A 15,441-nucleotide genomic window follows, 5' to 3' on the forward strand; every position below is an offset into this window, starting at 1 on the left:
GAGAAAATTACAAGAAAAAGATGGCTTTTATGATAGGTAATTTCATATTTATAGTAATATTTTGACTAAATTACAAAAAAACTTAAATATGCCATAATTATTTAGCCATTTTGTATAATACTTTCGAAATAGCATGGTAGAATGCGGAAAATTTTGAAGAATAGCGGAACAAGTTAAGCTATTGCCTTATTTGATATAGGATAAACATTTATGACACAAGATAAATTTTTGTGTGACATTGGCTTCATTGGCCTTGGCGTAATGGGTAAGAACCTAGTACTTAATTTAGCCGATAATGGTTTTAATATTGCTGCATTCGATTTAAGTGATGAAAAAGTACATGCGGTCATAGCTCAAGATGAAGCAGAAAATGCAACTGGCACCCAACGTGTCTATGGATGTTCGTCTTATACTGAATTATTGTCACAACTTAAAGCACCACACCTTATTGTCTTAAGTGTTCCTGCAGGTGCTCCTGTAGATCAAGTCTGTGAAAATCTTATTGGAGCAGGCATTCAGCCTGATGATATTATTATCGATACAGGTAATAGTCTATGGACTGATACCGTTGCCAGAGAAAACAAGTACAAGAGTAACTTCTTATTATTTTCTTCAGCAGTTTCAGGCGGAGAAGTTGGTGCTCGTTTTGGACCATCATTAATGCCAAGTGGTTCACCATATGCGTGGGCTCGCGTTAAACCTATTTGGGAAGCGATTGCTGCCAAAGTTGATGCAAAAACAGGTAAACCAATAAACCGTACTGAAGCTGGGCAAATTATCACTGAAGGTGAGCCTTGTGCCGCTTACATTGGACCAGCGGGGGCAGGGCATTACGTTAAAATGGTACACAACGGTATTGAATATGCCGATATGCAAATTATCTGTGAAGCTTATCATGTTCTAAAATCTGGCCTTAATTTATCTTGCGATGAAATTGCCGATATTTTTGCCCAATGGAACGACGGTCCTTTAGACAGTTATTTGATGGAAATATCAGTAGAAGTGTTACGTCATAAATCGAGTGATACCAATACGCCATTGGTTGAGTTGATTTTAGATAAAGCAGGACAAAAAGGTACCGGACTTTGGACAGCCATGAGCAGTTTAGAGGTCGGCTGTCCTGCACCCACTATCGCTCAAGCAGTATACGCTCGTTCTATCTCCTCTTTCAAAGAGCTGAGAACTCAAGGCTCATCATTACTGGGGGGGCCACAAGAGCAGTCGTTATCGAAAGAAGAACAGCAACTTGTTATTGAGCAATTACATGATGCAATGTACTGCGCTAAAATTTGCGCCTATGCACAAGGCTTCCAGTTAATGAAACTTGCGGCAAAAGAGCATGGCTGGGTATTAGATTTTGCGAGTATAGCAAAAATTTGGCGAGCAGGTTGCATCATCAGAGCGGCATTTTTACAGTCGATTACAAATGCTTATCAGCGTGATGAAAATTTAGATAACTTATTACTCGATGATTTCTTTGTAAAAGAGCTTAATAATCGCCAACTAAATTGGCGTAAGGCTGTCTGTCATGCAACCATGCATGGTGTACCAATAGGTGCATTATCGTCATCATTGGCCTACTATGATTCAATGCGCAGTGAGACATTACCTGCTAACCTATTACAAGGGCAACGAGATTTTTTTGGTGCGCATACATTTGAACGCACTGATAAAGCGGCAGGCAAAAAGTATCACGTTCAATGGTCAACAAAAAACAAAGAAACCATCCTAATTGATGGTTAAGAGTTAAAAGCATGAAAAATGATGAAGATTATAAAGATAAGTTAACCGATGAAGCTTTCAAAGTATGTCGGTTAGCAGCTACTGAACAACCTTTCAGCGGTATTTATAATGATCACTGGCTGCAAGGCACATATCTTTGTGCTTGTTGTGAGCAGCCTTTATTTAGTAGTGACAGTAAATTTAATTCAGGGTGTGGTTGGCCTAGTTTTTTTGCTTCGATTGCAACTAAGGTAGCCTACAAACCAGACAACTCACACAACATGCAACGTGTCGAGATTCAGTGTGAAAACTGTCAATCTCACCTGGGTCACGTTTTTGATGATGGACCAAAACCTACTGGAAAACGCTACTGTGTTAATTCATTGAGCTTACAATTCCTACCAACCTAAACAACAGTCATAACTCCTTGTGCTCTAGCCTCTATTTGTAAAGTTAATAATTGGGGCTAGTAAAATTTCCCGCTTCAATTTTTGCTAATGTAGTGCTCGCTACTTCATCTAGAAATTCTGCATCTAGTTTTTTAGCTTGTTGATAGCCTAATAAGCTTGTTTCTATCATTTCATCGGGCTTATCTAATAACAACTGGTAAGTTCGTAACCAAATGTATGCTTGTTTATATTGTTTCTGTTGCGTAAAAATTGTTGCTAGAGTTTGCAACACTTCAGGAGAAAGTTCAGTACCAGGTTGGTGAAGCTCTAACGCATGGTATAATAACCCCAGTGTTTTTTTAGTATTTCGCTTTATATAATAAGTTGCTAAATGAAACTGTGCCGTGGAGTTTTCAAGAATTTCAGATCCTTCTAATTGCAGAAACTCTTCTAAGGCTAAGTCATTAGATTCTCTAGACCAATAATAATAAAGTAGGTGAGGGTGCTTTGAGTCTGTGCTTTGTTCAGACAACCGTGACATATTAGCTTTTGCTTTAAATAAATTATCTTTCCTCAAGGTTGTTTTTTCTTTTAACTTTATATGTTGGATCTGTGAAGCCAATGACATACATTTAATGTAACCTTCATAAGCAATAAGTAAGTTATATTTATCAGTATCAAGATCCTCATTTTTCACCTTGATACGATTCAAAACGACATCTCTGCGTTCACTTTTACACCAGCTATCTTGGCCAAATTCGTTACATATCTCTACATTATCCTCGCAAAGTTGCGCTAAGTTGACATTATCTCCACAACCAGTTAGAAATAAGGTTAACAAGACAGCGCAATATTTCACGCTATAACGTGATTTTAGTTGCATTATTTTTCGAAAATTAATCATAAAAATACCAAAAAGTTTTTTGTAGACTATAGAGAAATATTTCATACTGAATTACAATACGCCTGTAAATTTACTCTCCACTAGCTATTATCGTCTTTAGTACTCAGTGATAATAGCCTATTGTTCAATCGACTGAAATAAAAGGTTTAAGTAATGACTTCTCATCTTGAGGAAAAGTATCAAGCAAGCTGGCAAGAACGTCAAACGTTCGCTGAAAATATGCAACCAATTATTGGACAGCTTTTTCGCAACAAAGGCATTGAAATTTTAGTGTATGGTCGCCCATTATTAAATGCATCTTCTATTGATATTATCAAAGCACATAAATCTGTTGCGCTACATGAAGAAAATAAATTGCGTTTACGTGAAAGCTACCCTTTTGTAGAAGCAATAAACAAAATGGATTTAGCGCCTGCACGTATTGATATAGGTAAATTAGCTTATAACTATTTATACCTTGGTCAAGCGAATGACCTGTCTATTGAACAATATTTAGATAAAGAATTAACAGCAGAGAGTCGTGAAAACTCAGATCAAAAAAGCCAAGACGTAGTACTTTATGGTTTTGGTAGAATCGGTCGTCTTTTAGCGCGTTTATTAATAGAACGTGCAGGACCAAATGCTAAATTAAATCTTCGTGCAATCGTTTTACGTCCAAGTAAAGGCGGCGATGATTTAGAGAAACGTGCAAGTTTATTACGTCGTGATTCAGTTCACGGTGCATTTAACGGCAGCATTTCAATTGATAAAGAAAATAATGTAATCAAAGCAAACGGTGCTTTCATTAAAGTTATCTATGCTAAATCACCTGCAGAAGTTGATTACACAGAGCATGGTATTAACGATGCATTAGTTGTTGATAACACTGGTATCTGGACTGACGAAGATGGTTTAGGTCAGCATTTACAATCAAAAGGTGTAGCAAAAGTATTATTAACTGCTCCTGCTAAAGGCGACATCAAAAACATCGTTTATGGTGTTAACCAAGGCATGATTTCAGCCACTGATAAAATCGTTTCTGCAGCGAGCTGTACTACTAATGCTATCACACCAGTTTTAAAAGCACTAAATGATGAATACGGTATACGCAACGGTCATGTTGAAACTATCCATTCATATACTAACGATCAAAACTTAATTGATAACTACCATCCAGCACCTCGTCGTGGACGTAGTGCACCATTAAATATGGTTATCAGTACTACTGGTGCTGCAAAAGCAGTTGCTAAAGCATTACCAGAGCTTAAAGGCTTATTAACAGGTAACGCAATTCGAGTGCCTACGCCAAATGTTTCAATGGCAATTATGAACTTGAACTTGAACACAGCGACCGATAAAGATGCGTTGAATGATTACTTACGTAATATTTCATTAAACTCTCCTTTACAAAATCAAATTGACTACACAGCTTCTAGTGAAATTGTTTCGACTGATTTAGTTGGTTCACGTTACGCAGGTGTTGTTGATTCACAAGCAACAATTGTTGACGCTGATCGTGCTGTATTATACGTATGGTATGACAATGAGTTTGGTTATAGCTGTCAAGTTATTCAAGTTATGCTTGAAATGGCGGGCATCACGGTTCCTAGCTTACCGTTAAAGTAAAACACGCTTAAGTTAACTAAGCGAACTGAAAAAGCGCATATTACTCTGTAATATGCGCTTTTTTGTTTATGAAAGAATGGCAATAAATATGTTAAATACAAAATATTCTAGCTAGTTGTATTTACCGGTTTAAGTTATTAACAATATTGTCGATAAAAGGATATTGAAATTGATATCACACAAAGAGTAGGTTTATGTCGATTAGCTTAGATCAAAGCAATTCCGTATCAGCGAAAGCAACATCTGGTGAAGAACTTCTCACTGCAGCTGTAGCTAAAAGTCAGCAAGAATTAGAAGGGAAAATGGCATTACAGCTTATTCAGTCCGCAAGTCCAACTAACTTATCTGCGCCAACAGGCAATAGCGGCTTTCAGGTAAATATTAAAGTATAAAAGTCGGTAACCTTGCCTGTGAGCATATTTAACGTTTAAATGCAGCGTGCAGGCTTTGGCAAACCAGCATATTTGGTCGCTTGTTTAGCTGGGCCTTCAGGAAATAATTTATACAAATAACGACTACTCGCTTTTGCTTCACCAAATTCGGCTTTCATTGCTTTTGTTAACGCGCGAATTGCTGGTGAGGTATTATAAGTTAAATAAAACTGCCTAACAAAATGTATCACTTCCCAATGCGCATCAGTCAGTTCAAATTCGTCATTTTTAGCCATAACAAGCGCTAATTCTTCCTGCCACAGTAAATGATCAAGTAAATAACCCTGCTTGTCTGTGGGAATTATCTCGTTTTCAAAAGTTAATGTTATTGCCATGTGATCACTTTGTTATGGGTAAAGGTAAGTTCAACTACGTCATTCATCTCAATATGCTGTATTGCGGCGAGCGTTTCAATAGCTCTAGCCTTTGCATGATTTGAAATAACATTAATGGAAATCGTACTTTCGGATCGCTTGATCAAACTGTCCATTAATGGGTGTTTTAAGTTATAACAACCGTCATCCATCAATACAACCGAATCTTGTTGGTCTAGCACACTTAAGCATTGTGCAAAGTCATTGGTGGTAAAAGCTGATTTCCTGACTAAATGTAAAGTACTCATGTTTACTGTCCTTAGAATCTTAATACATGTTGATGGCGATTAATTGCTAAGCCAAACTCAAGACTTGCTAGCACGTTTACATTATCAATATGAAAGCTCTCATCAAGCTGTCTATTAACTAATGATTGCTGACAGACATAGATGTCCTCAATATCGTAGAACTCAAAAGCTGAAAATGTTTTTAAATAATCTTTTATAGACACTAACGTACCATCTTGATGACCGATTAACTGATAAACGCCATCACCTTGGAAAAATAGTGATACTTTTTGCTCAAACGAGCCAAATATTAAGGCCACATCAAGGGCATCTTTTCCAAAGTCACTACTAAAAGGGGCTTTGCTGTTTATAATTGCTAAGCCACTTTCCTGAGACAAATTATTTTCTACTTGTGTATCTGATGAAACCATTAAAACTGCACCAAGCGTGTTGCTTTTGTTGTTAATTCTACTAATTCACCTAAACCTGACACGGTAAATGCCCCGTTTATTTCTTCGTTATCTACTGAATCACAGGCTATACCGCGTTTTTCAGCAGCAGTGATACAAATATGCAAGGGTAATTGATACTGTTGATTTAATCGTTGCCAGTGCGCTATAGCCTGATATTCATCACTGGCAATACTAATATTTTCATTCGCGTGCATTGCGCCATCTTGATAAAAAAAGACACCTATAACATTGATGCCGGCGATCAGCGCTGTCTCAACATACGTCAATGCTGTCACAGTTAAGGGGCTATAAGGGGGAGTAGTTATTACTACAGCAAGAGTTTTCACAACATATCCAAACTATAAAAGATAATAAAAGGCGATAAGGAGTATCACAGATAAAAAAAACCCCGCAATTGCGAGGTTTTTATTATAAAACATTATCAATGATTGTAATGTTTTTTAACGAAAATTTTTAGCGTTAACTAATCGTCGCCGTTAAATACACCTAATAAGTGTAGTAAGTGTACAAAAATATTGTAAATATTTAAGTATAAAGAGATTGTTGCACGAATGTAGTTACGCTCACCACCATTAATGATACGACTAGTATCAAACAAGATTAAGCCAGACATAATCATGATAACAGCAGCACTAACTGCTAATGAAAGGGCAGGAATTTGAAAGAAGATATTCGCAAGACTTGCTACGATAACAACAATCAAACCAACCATTAAAAAGCCACCCATAAATGAGAAGTCTTTTTTACTTGTTAGTGCATAACCAGACAATGCGAAAAATATTAATGCGGTTCCACCAAGCGCTTGCATAATTAATGCACCGCCATTTGGCATCGCAGCGTAGGCATTAAGCATAGGCCCTAATGATGCGCCCATTAAACCAGTAAAGGCGAAAATCCAATATATGCCACTAGCAGAGTCAGCTTTTTTGTTTACAACAAACATCAAACCGAACGCGACTAACGTCATGATAAGGGCTGCACCGTGTGGTAGGTTCATTGCCATTGAAATACCAGCTGTTACTGCACTAAACGCAAGTGTCATTGATAACAACATATAAGTATTTTTCAATACTTTATTAATTTCTAGCGCCGAGCTTTTACTCGCCGTTTGAAAACCCATATTAGATTGCATAAAACTTCCTTAAGAATTTAATTCTAGTTATATAGATAAGGTCATTTTAGATAAGTTCAAGTTTTCATACATAACTGACTTACGCTAACTTAGTTCCTTATGACATATTATGGCATGGTGATTTTTAAAATACTACGTTTAGCTTTGTTTAAAGGGGGCTGTTTTTGTTATATTTTGTAACAAGCCACTCAAATAACTTTGCTATGACATTGCGCAGCACATTGAATTATAAAACTAATCAACTTTGAAACTTCTTTCTCCTGACTAGTTAGTGAGATTTTAGGGCAAGCACAGTATTACTATGCCCGACAACCTGAGATAGTGTTAATCATGTTTATTACCAACAACTGCTTTGACTTCATGCTTTCTATAACAATCATTTAAATGATCGTTTATCAATCCTGTGGCCTGTAGGTGTGAGTACAAGGTCGTTGAACCAAGAAATTTAAAGCCACGCTTCTTCATGTCTTTTGCTAGCTGATCACTAATAGGTGATGTAGCAACGTAGTCATCGATTGTATCAATACTATTTACAATAGTTTTATTATCAACGTAAGACCAGATGAACTTGCAGAAGCTACCGTATTCATTCTGTATTTCAATAAACCGTTTAGCGTTATTTATTGCTGCTTCTATTTTGAGTCTGTTACGAATTATTGAAGCATCTTGCATTAAGCGTTCAACATCTTCACTGGTATATTTCGCTACCTTGTTTACATCAAAGTTAGCAAACAACTTTCGATAACCATCACGCTTCTTAAGAATTGTGTACCAGCTTAAACCTGCTTGGGCAGACTCGAGTACAAGGAATTCAAACATCACTTTATCATCATGACTAGGCACACCCCATTCTTCATCATGATATTTAACATAATCGGGCTTTGTGGTGTCTAACCAAGGGCATCGGCAGGTATTTTCTACTGACATCATGTTATTCCTTCTTCGAACAGATATAAATTGCTGAAAAACAAAGCAAGCTGGCTGTTTTTTTCGCAAACAAACGGAAAACCATCATAAAAGCTAAAATAGTGCTTTACAACGTATTAGAGAGACTTTAATATTCGCCTCGTTCTCAAGCAAGCATTGTTTTACAAGCTTATTTGTTAACTTCAGGTGAGATGGCTGAGTGGTCGAAAGCACCGGTCTTGAAAACCGGCAAGGGTTTGTAGCCCTTCTAGAGTTCAAATCTCTATCTCACCGCCACATTGATACGTAAGTGGGCACCTCAGTAGAGGTGCCCATTTTCGTTTCTGAAACCGCATTAAGTAATTTCAAGTTTGCCCCACTAACTTCAATCTTCTTTGGCTTAACTATTATTTGATCTACAATAGCTAGCAAATAAGTTTTAGAAGCGATAACGTTATCACTAGAAAATACTTCTCTAATTATTTTGATAAATAACTCTTTTTTATTATCACCAAATTTCCAAAGCGATAAACTAGTTCTTTTTTTAATAAGTTCTATCTCTTTTTCTAATGTTTTCTGTTGCTGCTTTTGAGTTTCAAGAAATTCGGTTAACGTTTCATCGAGCTTAAGCTGATTCTGACTAACTTGATGATAAAGGTTGTTTATACCGCTAGTAACATTAGATAGTTGGTGTTCTTTTACAATTCTTGAGTTTTTTGTTTCTCCAGCAGTCTCTCTGATTTTTGTTCTGACTAATTCACAGATGCTATCTATTTTTTGTTTACTTAAAATCTCTTTTCTGATTGTTTTCAAAATGGCAGCTTCCAGTTGAAGCTTTGGAATAGCAGGGCTATCACAGCAATTTATGTCTTTTTTAATCCTATTACTACATTTGTAATAATGATAGCGCCCACCTTTTCCTGTATTGATTATCATATTCGCACCGAATTTGTAACACTTTAAAATCCCAGTTAATAACGAAGGGGAGCGTATGGCTTTATTCTCGCTATTTGTTAACATCCTGGCTTGTAATCCACTGCTGACTTCACTAAAAACTTCTTTAGTAACAATAGCGGGGACTTTAATGATGATTTTGGGGTATGCTGAGTCAGTAATCTTATTTTTTCGGAATACTCTCTCACCATAATAACAAGTATTATTTAAAATGAGACTTAAGGTAGAAATTGTCCATTTATTATTACGATGACTGATGCCGTGTTGGTTTAGGTGTGTTGCTATTGCTTTTAAACCAAAGGCTTTACCATCAGTCCCAAAGCGAGCTAAATTAAAAATCGTTTTGATAACTTCTGCTTCTTCTTCGTTAACAGCTAGAATCTTACGTTTCTTTTTACCTAGTATTTTCTTTACCGGGACAGCTGTGTAACCAAATGGAGCTCTGCCGCCAGTAAAGTAACCTTGCTCAGCGGTTTCTGTGAGCCGGTCTTTAACAAAGAGTGAGTTATTATCGCTCTGGTTTTGAGCAACAGCCCCTTGTATTGCTAGCATTAACTTAAAAGATCCCATATCAGTGGGTAAATTTTCAGTTGCCGAAAAGAAACTAAAATTGTTGCGTATTATTTTATCTACGGCTGTTAAGAGAATTATTAGGTCTCTGCTAATTCTTGATACCGCATAAACAACCACACCATCATATTCGCAACATGGATCCTCCACATCCTCTTGTAATTGATTGAAAGCAGGTCTATTACCTTTATAGCCACTCAAGCCTTTATCGACGTAATCTCTGACGATAGTATGGTCATTCGTTTTACACCAGGCTTGGACTTTAATCATTTGCCCCTCAAGTGATTCACCCTCCGTAACCTGCCTTTTTGAACTAACTCTTCTGTATATTGCAAGTTTCATAATTTAATCTCCTAGAATCTATTTGAATCTTCGGCTTTATTTATGACCTTTATGTAGTGAAGCCAATTTTTTATTCGCTAGTATGAAAGTATTCTTCGTAACTATCGTATTATTTTATCTACGGCTGTTAAGAGAATTATTAGGTCTCTGCTAATTCTTGATACCGCATAAACAACCACACCATCATATTCGCAACATGGATCCTCCACATCCTCTTGTAATTGATTGAAAGCAGGTCTATTACCTTTATAGCCACTCAAGCCTTTATCGACGTAATCTCTGACGATAGTATGGTCATTCGTTTTACACCAGGCTTGGACTTTAATCATTTGCCCCTCAAGTGATTCACCCTCCGTAACCTGCCTTTTTGAACTAACTCTTCTGTATATTGCAAGTTTCATAATTTAATCTCCTAGAATCTATTTGAATCTTCGGCTTTATTTATGACCTTTATGTAGTGAAGCCAATTTTTTATTCGCTAGTATGAAAGTATTCTTCGTAACTATCGAAGGCACAGTAATAATAATTTGCTTATCGTTGCTTCTCTGTTTTTTGTTACGGGGAAAGACCCTTTCGCCGTAATAGGTTGAATCCTTTATAAGATCAATAAGCTGGGGAGAAGTCCAAAGTTTACCCCTACGTTTAATCTCGTTGATCTTTAGGTGATTTAATACCTTTGCTAGAATGGAATCGTTACTATTTTTCTGTGAGGTGAATAAATCAAAAATCAACTTGATAACCTCTGCCTCATGCTCCAGCACCTTAAGTACTTTTCGTGGATAATGACCTTTACCGCCATCATAAGGGACTGCCTGAAACCCAAATGGTGCTATACCACCATTGTGAAAACCATTTTTAGCATTTCGTTCTAGTCTAGCTTTCACAGACTTTGAAAGTTGTGCCTTGTGAAAAGACTCAAGTTCTTCAAATAAACTCTTCCTTAAAGTTGACACATCATGAGTAGCACAATTATCACTTTTGACGTTTTTCATCAGAAATTTCCTCTTTTTTAATTAACCTTTCAATAACCTCATCAAGTGAAGCTTCTAAAGCATTACGCTCTTGCTTAGTAAGTAATTTACTTCTTAAGTTTTTCTTAAAATAAAAAACAATATTTCGATTTGGGATGTTATTTGAGCTCATAGCATTTAGATACGATGACGAGAACTTACTATTATTAAGGAAGTTTTCTTAATAAAAGTACAGGAATGTTAAATGCATGGTGATGTTTATGACATTGAAATTATTACTGTTATAGTATGTTGCAATGTCAATAGAGGCATTTGGTTTTTGAGGGGAGTACTTGTTTAATAACGAGATGATAAAATTTCTTTATTTTTACTTATATATACTATGCCACTAATTACTTGGATTGTTATTCAGTTTAAGCATAAGAGGTAAGGGCTTATAAATACATTTATTCTAAATGTTTTATCAATAGAGTCCAGTACTTTCCTGATAAAAGAGTCAAAGTTAAATCTATTAAACTATATTCTGCTAATGACGTAGAGTCTTAGTTAATGCGGATATATAGAAGGCTGATTATTTTGGGGAACAAACCGAAATAGCATTAACGTTCCTTCTATGAAGTTTTGTTAATGCTCATATCTTATCAATGGCAGTAAACCTGACAGACAACTAAACCAAAGCCTCTATTCAATAATTTTAAACACGCTAATAATTAAAATCAGCAAGTACAATAAAGCCATTAATACAAAAGCTAGCTAAATAATTGAGTAATCTAATACCTTGAACCTATTCAGATACAAAAATTTTAAGTTCTATTTCATTGATTGCACATGTACTTAACCAGCTGTCAATTAATTGATATGCCTGTAGTGATGTACTCGGGGCTGCCGTTCCTTTTTTAAGACTATCTATGAAATGTGTTTTTGAAAAGGCATTCCCTACGACAAGCCAAATTTCCTTTTCTACAGATGGAGATACTCGAAGTGAGTTGATTTTATCCCATGCTTCTTTCAGTAATTCATTTTTAGGAATACCATTTTTTTTGATATATTGGTCTGCTGTTTGCTTATCGATCATTCTAACTCGATTATCAAGTGTTATATCATCGTTTGGTACAGGCCAAGGGTTATGTAATTCGGCCCAATTTCCTGGAGTATAGTCCCTTAACTTTGATGCTAGTGGTAAAATATTCTTAATAGCTTGACCTCCAACTTCCGCTAATGCTCCTGCTGAGGACTGTGGAGATTTAAAGCTTTTCCCACATTTAACGTGAATAAAACAAAGTTTTTTATCTGAAGCTACTATAAAGTCAGCTGGCTCTGTACCCATATCAGTACATACAACTAAGTTTGCTCCAGGTACTGAATCATATAAAGAACCCAGTTTATCGGCTGGAAAGCCTGGAATTGAATTGTTTGATATTTGATCTATCAAATAAAAAACAGACTTTATATCGAAACTTTTTTGAGAGGTTAATGTACCTTTTTCAGTTAGGTCTTTATGTTTAAGTTCAGGCAAACTAATTAATGATCTACTTTTCTTAGATAAACTAAAGTCAAATCCTTTACTTGTAGGTAGTGCATGTTGATAAAAGTTATGGTCGTAGTATGAAATCCCTTGTTCATAAATTACCTTGAAATCTTGATTTTCATTAAGTTCGGTAAGTAAATCCAGTGCATTTGAATCAATAATAAATGCACTTTTAGATGTTAGTTCCAATAGAAAGGTTTCAGGATTGAAGTGTATTTCTACTTTCGAGTTCTTATCTTTTTCAAGTAAAGTAAACCCGTCATCATAGTTAAAGAAGTAAAACCTATTTTCTAAAGTATATTTGCCGTTTATAATTTGGTGAGAATCTAGCCAACTAAGATCAATTAAGATTGATAATGGTTTTGTAGTAGGAGTTATGTTTACTGGTTGCGCATATGAATTAATTAATTCGCTGTTTACAATAATATCGCTATTGAGACTGATTCCAATGTCGTCAATCCAGTTTGAAATATCAGTCAAACTAAAGTTTCTATTTTTCTGATCTGATACCCTGCCTGATTTAGTACCTAAATAAAAACTACTATCGGTTTTACCATCTTCATCAAGGTTATCGACTTTAACTCTTGTTAAGGCTTGACTCGAATTGATTTGAGATTGGTTCGAGCTCTCTAGATCTCTACCAAATTGTGATATTCCCTCAGGAGATTTAGTTGAAGATGTAATAGCCCTTGCATGTACTTCTTTGGTTCTAACTTTCTTGGTAAGAGCGGTTAGCTTTACTATGTCTTGTTGGGAAATGGCTGGTCCGGTTCCAAGGTCTATGTTCCTAGAGAAATCTGAAGCTCTACTATCAAAGATTGCAACATAAGATCCTATATCCTTGATAAGTGTAATTTCTAAACTTGGTTCAAAGAATAAGTGTGAACTTAAATACTTAGAGTTTTTGAACTGCACTGATATAAGTGCATCAAACCCTAGTACATTTGAGACGTGCCTAATCAGCTCACCTTGAAATGTTCTTTGAAGAATTAATTCACTGCTGAAGCTAGGTATAGAAAAATACTCATTCTTGTTAATGAAACAGATTGAAGCCAATGGCAGCTTTAGATCCTTAGAGAGATCAAAACTATTTAGGTCAAATTTTCTTTTAAACCCAGCATCAAAATAACTATGTTCAGGAAAGCTATCTAAGTAAGAGTCGATTAGTGCAGAGGTATCTAATGATTTTAAGAATTTCTTCCAATTAGCTTTATGTGAAAGGTATTTGTCAAATTCACGATAATTTCCCCAAACTTTTTCATTAGACATTGATGACATGTCGAGAACATAAGATTTACAATTATTAAAAAGCCTTACAACTCTACCTATAGTCTGAACCAACTCTCTACCGTTGCTCACAGGGTATGTTAAAACAATAATTTTAGCTTGCGGGATATCGACACCTTCATCTAGTTTTTTCTGATGAATTATAACTTGGTGGTTCATTGCTTTTAAGTTTTTTGGCACATTGTCAGAACAGTTCTCTTTCCTATTATTGCCCTTATACCTGTCATGATAAGCAGCAGTTATAAAGTGTTCACTAAAAAGATTTCTATATCTCTCTACATCATCACCTGTATTACATTTTACAATACACTTAGTATTCTTTTGCTTATCTAATAGGGCCCTGACTCTATTGACTAGCAAGTCTTGTTCAATGCTTTCAAATATCGGGGGAGAAAGAATTTCTTCTTCTAATGCTTCTTTGAAAGTGTAGATAAAGCCATTATTTGCGGAAATATCGAATTGAAATAGATCATTTCGATAAGGGGTAGCAGTAATTATTATTTTAGGGCAAGAGAATGCCCTTGAAATTTTACTCCACTCTTTTGCTGGTTCAGCATGACCTTCATCTACAAAAAGTAAATCTATGTTTTTTATTAAATCCTCTAATTTTTCATCACTTAACTTTCCTAGTTTCTGAAAAGTAGAAATATATACTCCAGATCTATTCCAATTATCCTCTAATTTGAATGCAGGTAGAAATTCAAAGTCGACTTTGTTTTCGAAAATACTGTTAAAGAAACCACCACCAATTTCTTTCTTTAATTGATCTCTTACTGGTCCTCTATGAGATAGTACTAGTATCTTTTTTTTATTACTTATCAGGCAGGCGGAAGCAATTACTCCGGTTTTCCCCCCTCCTGTAGGGAGAGATATAAGACATGATTTTTCTTTTCGTTTAGAATTCAGGTATTTGAATATTGCTTGAATAGAGTTTATTTGGCAGTTTCTCAGTTTAGGCTTTAGCAATTCATATAGTTTTCCGTTCATTATGTTTATTCCATTCAAAATTTTTTACGAAGATAAAGTTTTATATCATAAAACAAATTACTATGAAGTTGTTTTAGAACAATAAAGTGCAGTGATATGGCAAATCTGAACAGCTAGTTAGAGGTATTAATGTGTGTATCATCAACCTTCTGAGCTTTTAATTTGAATTTTATGATTAATTATTAGGCGATAACTTCCTTTGAAATCTATGAACGTCGGTTATTCATAGCAAAAAGTGTAGAGTTCGGGGGTTTTTTTATAGGGGGTAGTGTTTAAAGTCATAGGAAATCAAAGGATTGCAATTCAACCTGCGAGGGTTTTGTGTCTCTAGCTGCCAGAACTCTGCTCGCAACAGGGGGGCTTTGAGCTATAAGGCGGTTTTTATGGCTCAAAATCAGCTCTATTATGAGCCATAGATTAAAGTCTAGGTTTGGTTGATGTCAAAAATCACCAACCAAAGAACACTTATAATGGCACAAAAAGGCCATCTTTGTAGTGGCCAATAGCAACCAAGTCTCATTGGCAATTGTACTTTGAAATGCTCTACAATCGGAAGCGATTTCATAGCCACCTTGGTCATGTATCCCCTGATACATACGAACAACAATATTTAAATGGAAGCTAGGTGTCTACAGAATC

16 protein-coding genes and 1 tRNA gene are annotated in these 15,441 nt (G+C 35.7%); 5 read left to right on the forward strand and 12 right to left on the reverse strand.

Annotated features, from left to right (window positions below; translation table 11 throughout):
• The first annotated feature begins 210 nt into the window (after positions 1 to 210).
• The gene (gndA, locus tag ND2E_RS07780; RefSeq protein ID WP_033094491.1) at positions 211 to 1,743 is read left to right on the forward strand and encodes an NADP-dependent phosphogluconate dehydrogenase; all 1,533 of its coding nucleotides are present in this window, start codon (positions 211 to 213) and stop codon (positions 1,741 to 1,743) included.
• 11 nt (positions 1,744 to 1,754) lie between these two features.
• A complete protein-coding gene (msrB, locus tag ND2E_RS07775) occupies positions 1,755 to 2,132 on the forward strand; it encodes a peptide-methionine (R)-S-oxide reductase MsrB (RefSeq protein WP_033094492.1) in 378 nt (125 codons plus the stop codon).
• Positions 2,133 to 2,175: 43 nt separating this feature from the next.
• On the opposite strand, the gene ND2E_RS07770 is transcribed toward msrB, so the two are convergent.
• Positions 2,176 to 3,015, reverse strand: a complete 840-nt coding sequence (locus ND2E_RS07770; RefSeq protein WP_223303633.1) for a DUF2989 domain-containing protein — start codon at positions 3,013 to 3,015, stop codon at positions 2,176 to 2,178.
• Between the two features lie 153 nt (positions 3,016 to 3,168).
• On the opposite strand from ND2E_RS07770, the gene ND2E_RS07765 reads away from it, so the two are divergent.
• Together ND2E_RS07765 and ND2E_RS07760 are read left to right on the forward strand one after the other, a co-directional pair.
• Positions 3,169 to 4,620, forward strand: coding sequence for a glyceraldehyde-3-phosphate dehydrogenase (locus ND2E_RS07765; RefSeq protein WP_033094493.1), 1,452 nt, complete (start codon positions 3,169 to 3,171; stop codon positions 4,618 to 4,620).
• Between the two features lie 194 nt (positions 4,621 to 4,814).
• Positions 4,815 to 5,012 carry a hypothetical protein gene (locus tag ND2E_RS07760; RefSeq protein ID WP_033094494.1) on the forward strand — a complete coding sequence of 66 codons (198 nt, stop codon included), beginning with the start codon at positions 4,815 to 4,817 and terminating at the stop codon, positions 5,010 to 5,012.
• Positions 5,013 to 5,047: 35 nt separating this feature from the next.
• Here ND2E_RS07760 and ND2E_RS07755 read toward each other — a convergent pair whose 3' ends face one another.
• The 6 genes from ND2E_RS07755 to ND2E_RS07730 form a co-directional block, all read right to left on the reverse strand.
• A complete protein-coding gene (locus ND2E_RS07755) occupies positions 5,048 to 5,386 on the reverse strand; it encodes a TusE/DsrC/DsvC family sulfur relay protein (protein ID WP_033094495.1) in 339 nt (112 codons plus the stop codon).
• Positions 5,377 to 5,673, reverse strand: a complete 297-nt coding sequence (gene tusB, locus ND2E_RS07750; RefSeq protein WP_033094496.1) for a sulfurtransferase complex subunit TusB — start codon at positions 5,671 to 5,673, stop codon at positions 5,377 to 5,379. Before tusB ends, ND2E_RS07755 begins: the two co-directional genes overlap by 10 nt.
• 11 nt (positions 5,674 to 5,684) lie before the next feature.
• The gene (gene tusC / locus ND2E_RS07745) at positions 5,685 to 6,083 is read right to left on the reverse strand and encodes a sulfurtransferase complex subunit TusC (protein WP_052056659.1); all 399 of its coding nucleotides are present in this window, start codon (positions 6,081 to 6,083) and stop codon (positions 5,685 to 5,687) included.
• On the reverse strand, positions 6,083 to 6,451 hold the full coding sequence (gene tusD, locus ND2E_RS07740) for a sulfurtransferase complex subunit TusD (RefSeq protein WP_033094497.1): 369 nt from the start codon (positions 6,449 to 6,451) through the stop codon (positions 6,083 to 6,085). The genes tusC and tusD overlap by 1 nt, the downstream gene beginning before the upstream one ends.
• 137 nt (positions 6,452 to 6,588) lie before the next feature.
• Positions 6,589 to 7,257: a Bax inhibitor-1/YccA family protein gene (locus ND2E_RS07735; RefSeq protein WP_150113766.1), complete on the reverse strand. Its 669-nt coding sequence runs from the start codon at positions 7,255 to 7,257 to the stop codon at positions 6,589 to 6,591.
• Positions 7,258 to 7,581: 324 nt separating this feature from the next.
• Positions 7,582 to 8,184, reverse strand: coding sequence for a DNA-3-methyladenine glycosylase I (locus ND2E_RS07730; RefSeq protein ID WP_033094498.1), 603 nt, complete (start codon positions 8,182 to 8,184; stop codon positions 7,582 to 7,584).
• A gap of 185 nt (positions 8,185 to 8,369) precedes the next feature.
• On the opposite strand from ND2E_RS07730, the gene ND2E_RS0121625 reads away from it, so the two are divergent.
• Positions 8,370 to 8,460: transfer RNA gene (locus ND2E_RS0121625), tRNA-Ser, on the forward strand.
• Here ND2E_RS0121625 and ND2E_RS22710 read toward each other — a convergent pair.
• The 5 genes from ND2E_RS22710 to ND2E_RS07715 form a co-directional block, all read right to left on the reverse strand.
• Positions 8,452 to 10,029, reverse strand: coding sequence for a recombinase family protein (locus tag ND2E_RS22710; RefSeq protein WP_081962060.1), 1,578 nt, complete (start codon positions 10,027 to 10,029; stop codon positions 8,452 to 8,454). The genes ND2E_RS0121625 and ND2E_RS22710 overlap by 9 nt on opposite strands.
• Positions 10,030 to 10,130: 101 nt before the next feature.
• Positions 10,131 to 10,430 carry a recombinase family protein gene (locus ND2E_RS07725; RefSeq protein WP_033094499.1) on the reverse strand — a complete coding sequence of 100 codons (300 nt, stop codon included), beginning with the start codon at positions 10,428 to 10,430 and terminating at the stop codon, positions 10,131 to 10,133.
• Between the two features lie 36 nt (positions 10,431 to 10,466).
• Positions 10,467 to 11,021 carry a recombinase family protein gene (locus ND2E_RS07720; protein ID WP_033094500.1) on the reverse strand — a complete coding sequence of 185 codons (555 nt, stop codon included), beginning with the start codon at positions 11,019 to 11,021 and terminating at the stop codon, positions 10,467 to 10,469.
• Positions 11,002 to 11,172, reverse strand: a complete 171-nt coding sequence (locus ND2E_RS23120; protein ID WP_190277839.1) for a hypothetical protein — start codon at positions 11,170 to 11,172, stop codon at positions 11,002 to 11,004. The genes ND2E_RS07720 and ND2E_RS23120 overlap by 20 nt, the downstream gene beginning before the upstream one ends.
• 612 nt (positions 11,173 to 11,784) lie before the next feature.
• Positions 11,785 to 14,802, reverse strand: a complete 3,018-nt coding sequence (locus tag ND2E_RS07715) for a DEAD/DEAH box helicase (RefSeq protein ID WP_033094501.1) — start codon at positions 14,800 to 14,802, stop codon at positions 11,785 to 11,787.
• Positions 14,803 to 15,441 lie beyond the last annotated feature (639 nt).

Origin of the sequence: Colwellia psychrerythraea (genome assembly GCF_000764225.1) — a bacterium.
Taxonomy (GTDB): Bacteria; Pseudomonadota; Gammaproteobacteria; order Enterobacterales; family Alteromonadaceae; genus Colwellia; species Colwellia psychrerythraea_D.

Coding starts and splice junctions, on each gene's coding strand:
- tusC (WP_052056659.1), bottom strand. CDS start 6,083: ATGGTTTCATCAGATACACAAGTAGAAAATAATTTGTCTCAGGAAAGT.
- ND2E_RS07725 (WP_033094499.1), bottom strand. CDS start 10,430: ATGAAACTTGCAATATACAGAAGAGTTAGTTCAAAAAGGCAGGTTACG.
- gndA (WP_033094491.1), top strand. CDS start 211: ATGACACAAGATAAATTTTTGTGTGACATTGGCTTCATTGGCCTTGGC.
- msrB (WP_033094492.1), top strand. CDS start 1,755: ATGAAAAATGATGAAGATTATAAAGATAAGTTAACCGATGAAGCTTTC.
- ND2E_RS07765 (WP_033094493.1), top strand. CDS start 3,169: ATGACTTCTCATCTTGAGGAAAAGTATCAAGCAAGCTGGCAAGAACGT.
- ND2E_RS23120 (WP_190277839.1), bottom strand. CDS start 11,172: ATGAGCTCAAATAACATCCCAAATCGAAATATTGTTTTTTATTTTAAG.
- ND2E_RS07760 (WP_033094494.1), top strand. CDS start 4,815: ATGTCGATTAGCTTAGATCAAAGCAATTCCGTATCAGCGAAAGCAACA.
- ND2E_RS07735 (WP_150113766.1), bottom strand. CDS start 7,257: ATGCAATCTAATATGGGTTTTCAAACGGCGAGTAAAAGCTCGGCGCTA.
- tusB (WP_033094496.1), bottom strand. CDS start 5,673: ATGAGTACTTTACATTTAGTCAGGAAATCAGCTTTTACCACCAATGAC.
- ND2E_RS07730 (WP_033094498.1), bottom strand. CDS start 8,184: ATGTCAGTAGAAAATACCTGCCGATGCCCTTGGTTAGACACCACAAAG.
- ND2E_RS07770 (WP_223303633.1), bottom strand. CDS start 3,015: ATGATTAATTTTCGAAAAATAATGCAACTAAAATCACGTTATAGCGTG.
- ND2E_RS07715 (WP_033094501.1), bottom strand. CDS start 14,802: ATGAACGGAAAACTATATGAATTGCTAAAGCCTAAACTGAGAAACTGC.
- ND2E_RS07720 (WP_033094500.1), bottom strand. CDS start 11,021: ATGAAAAACGTCAAAAGTGATAATTGTGCTACTCATGATGTGTCAACT.
- ND2E_RS22710 (WP_081962060.1), bottom strand. CDS start 10,029: ATGAAACTTGCAATATACAGAAGAGTTAGTTCAAAAAGGCAGGTTACG.
- ND2E_RS07755 (WP_033094495.1), bottom strand. CDS start 5,386: ATGGCAATAACATTAACTTTTGAAAACGAGATAATTCCCACAGACAAG.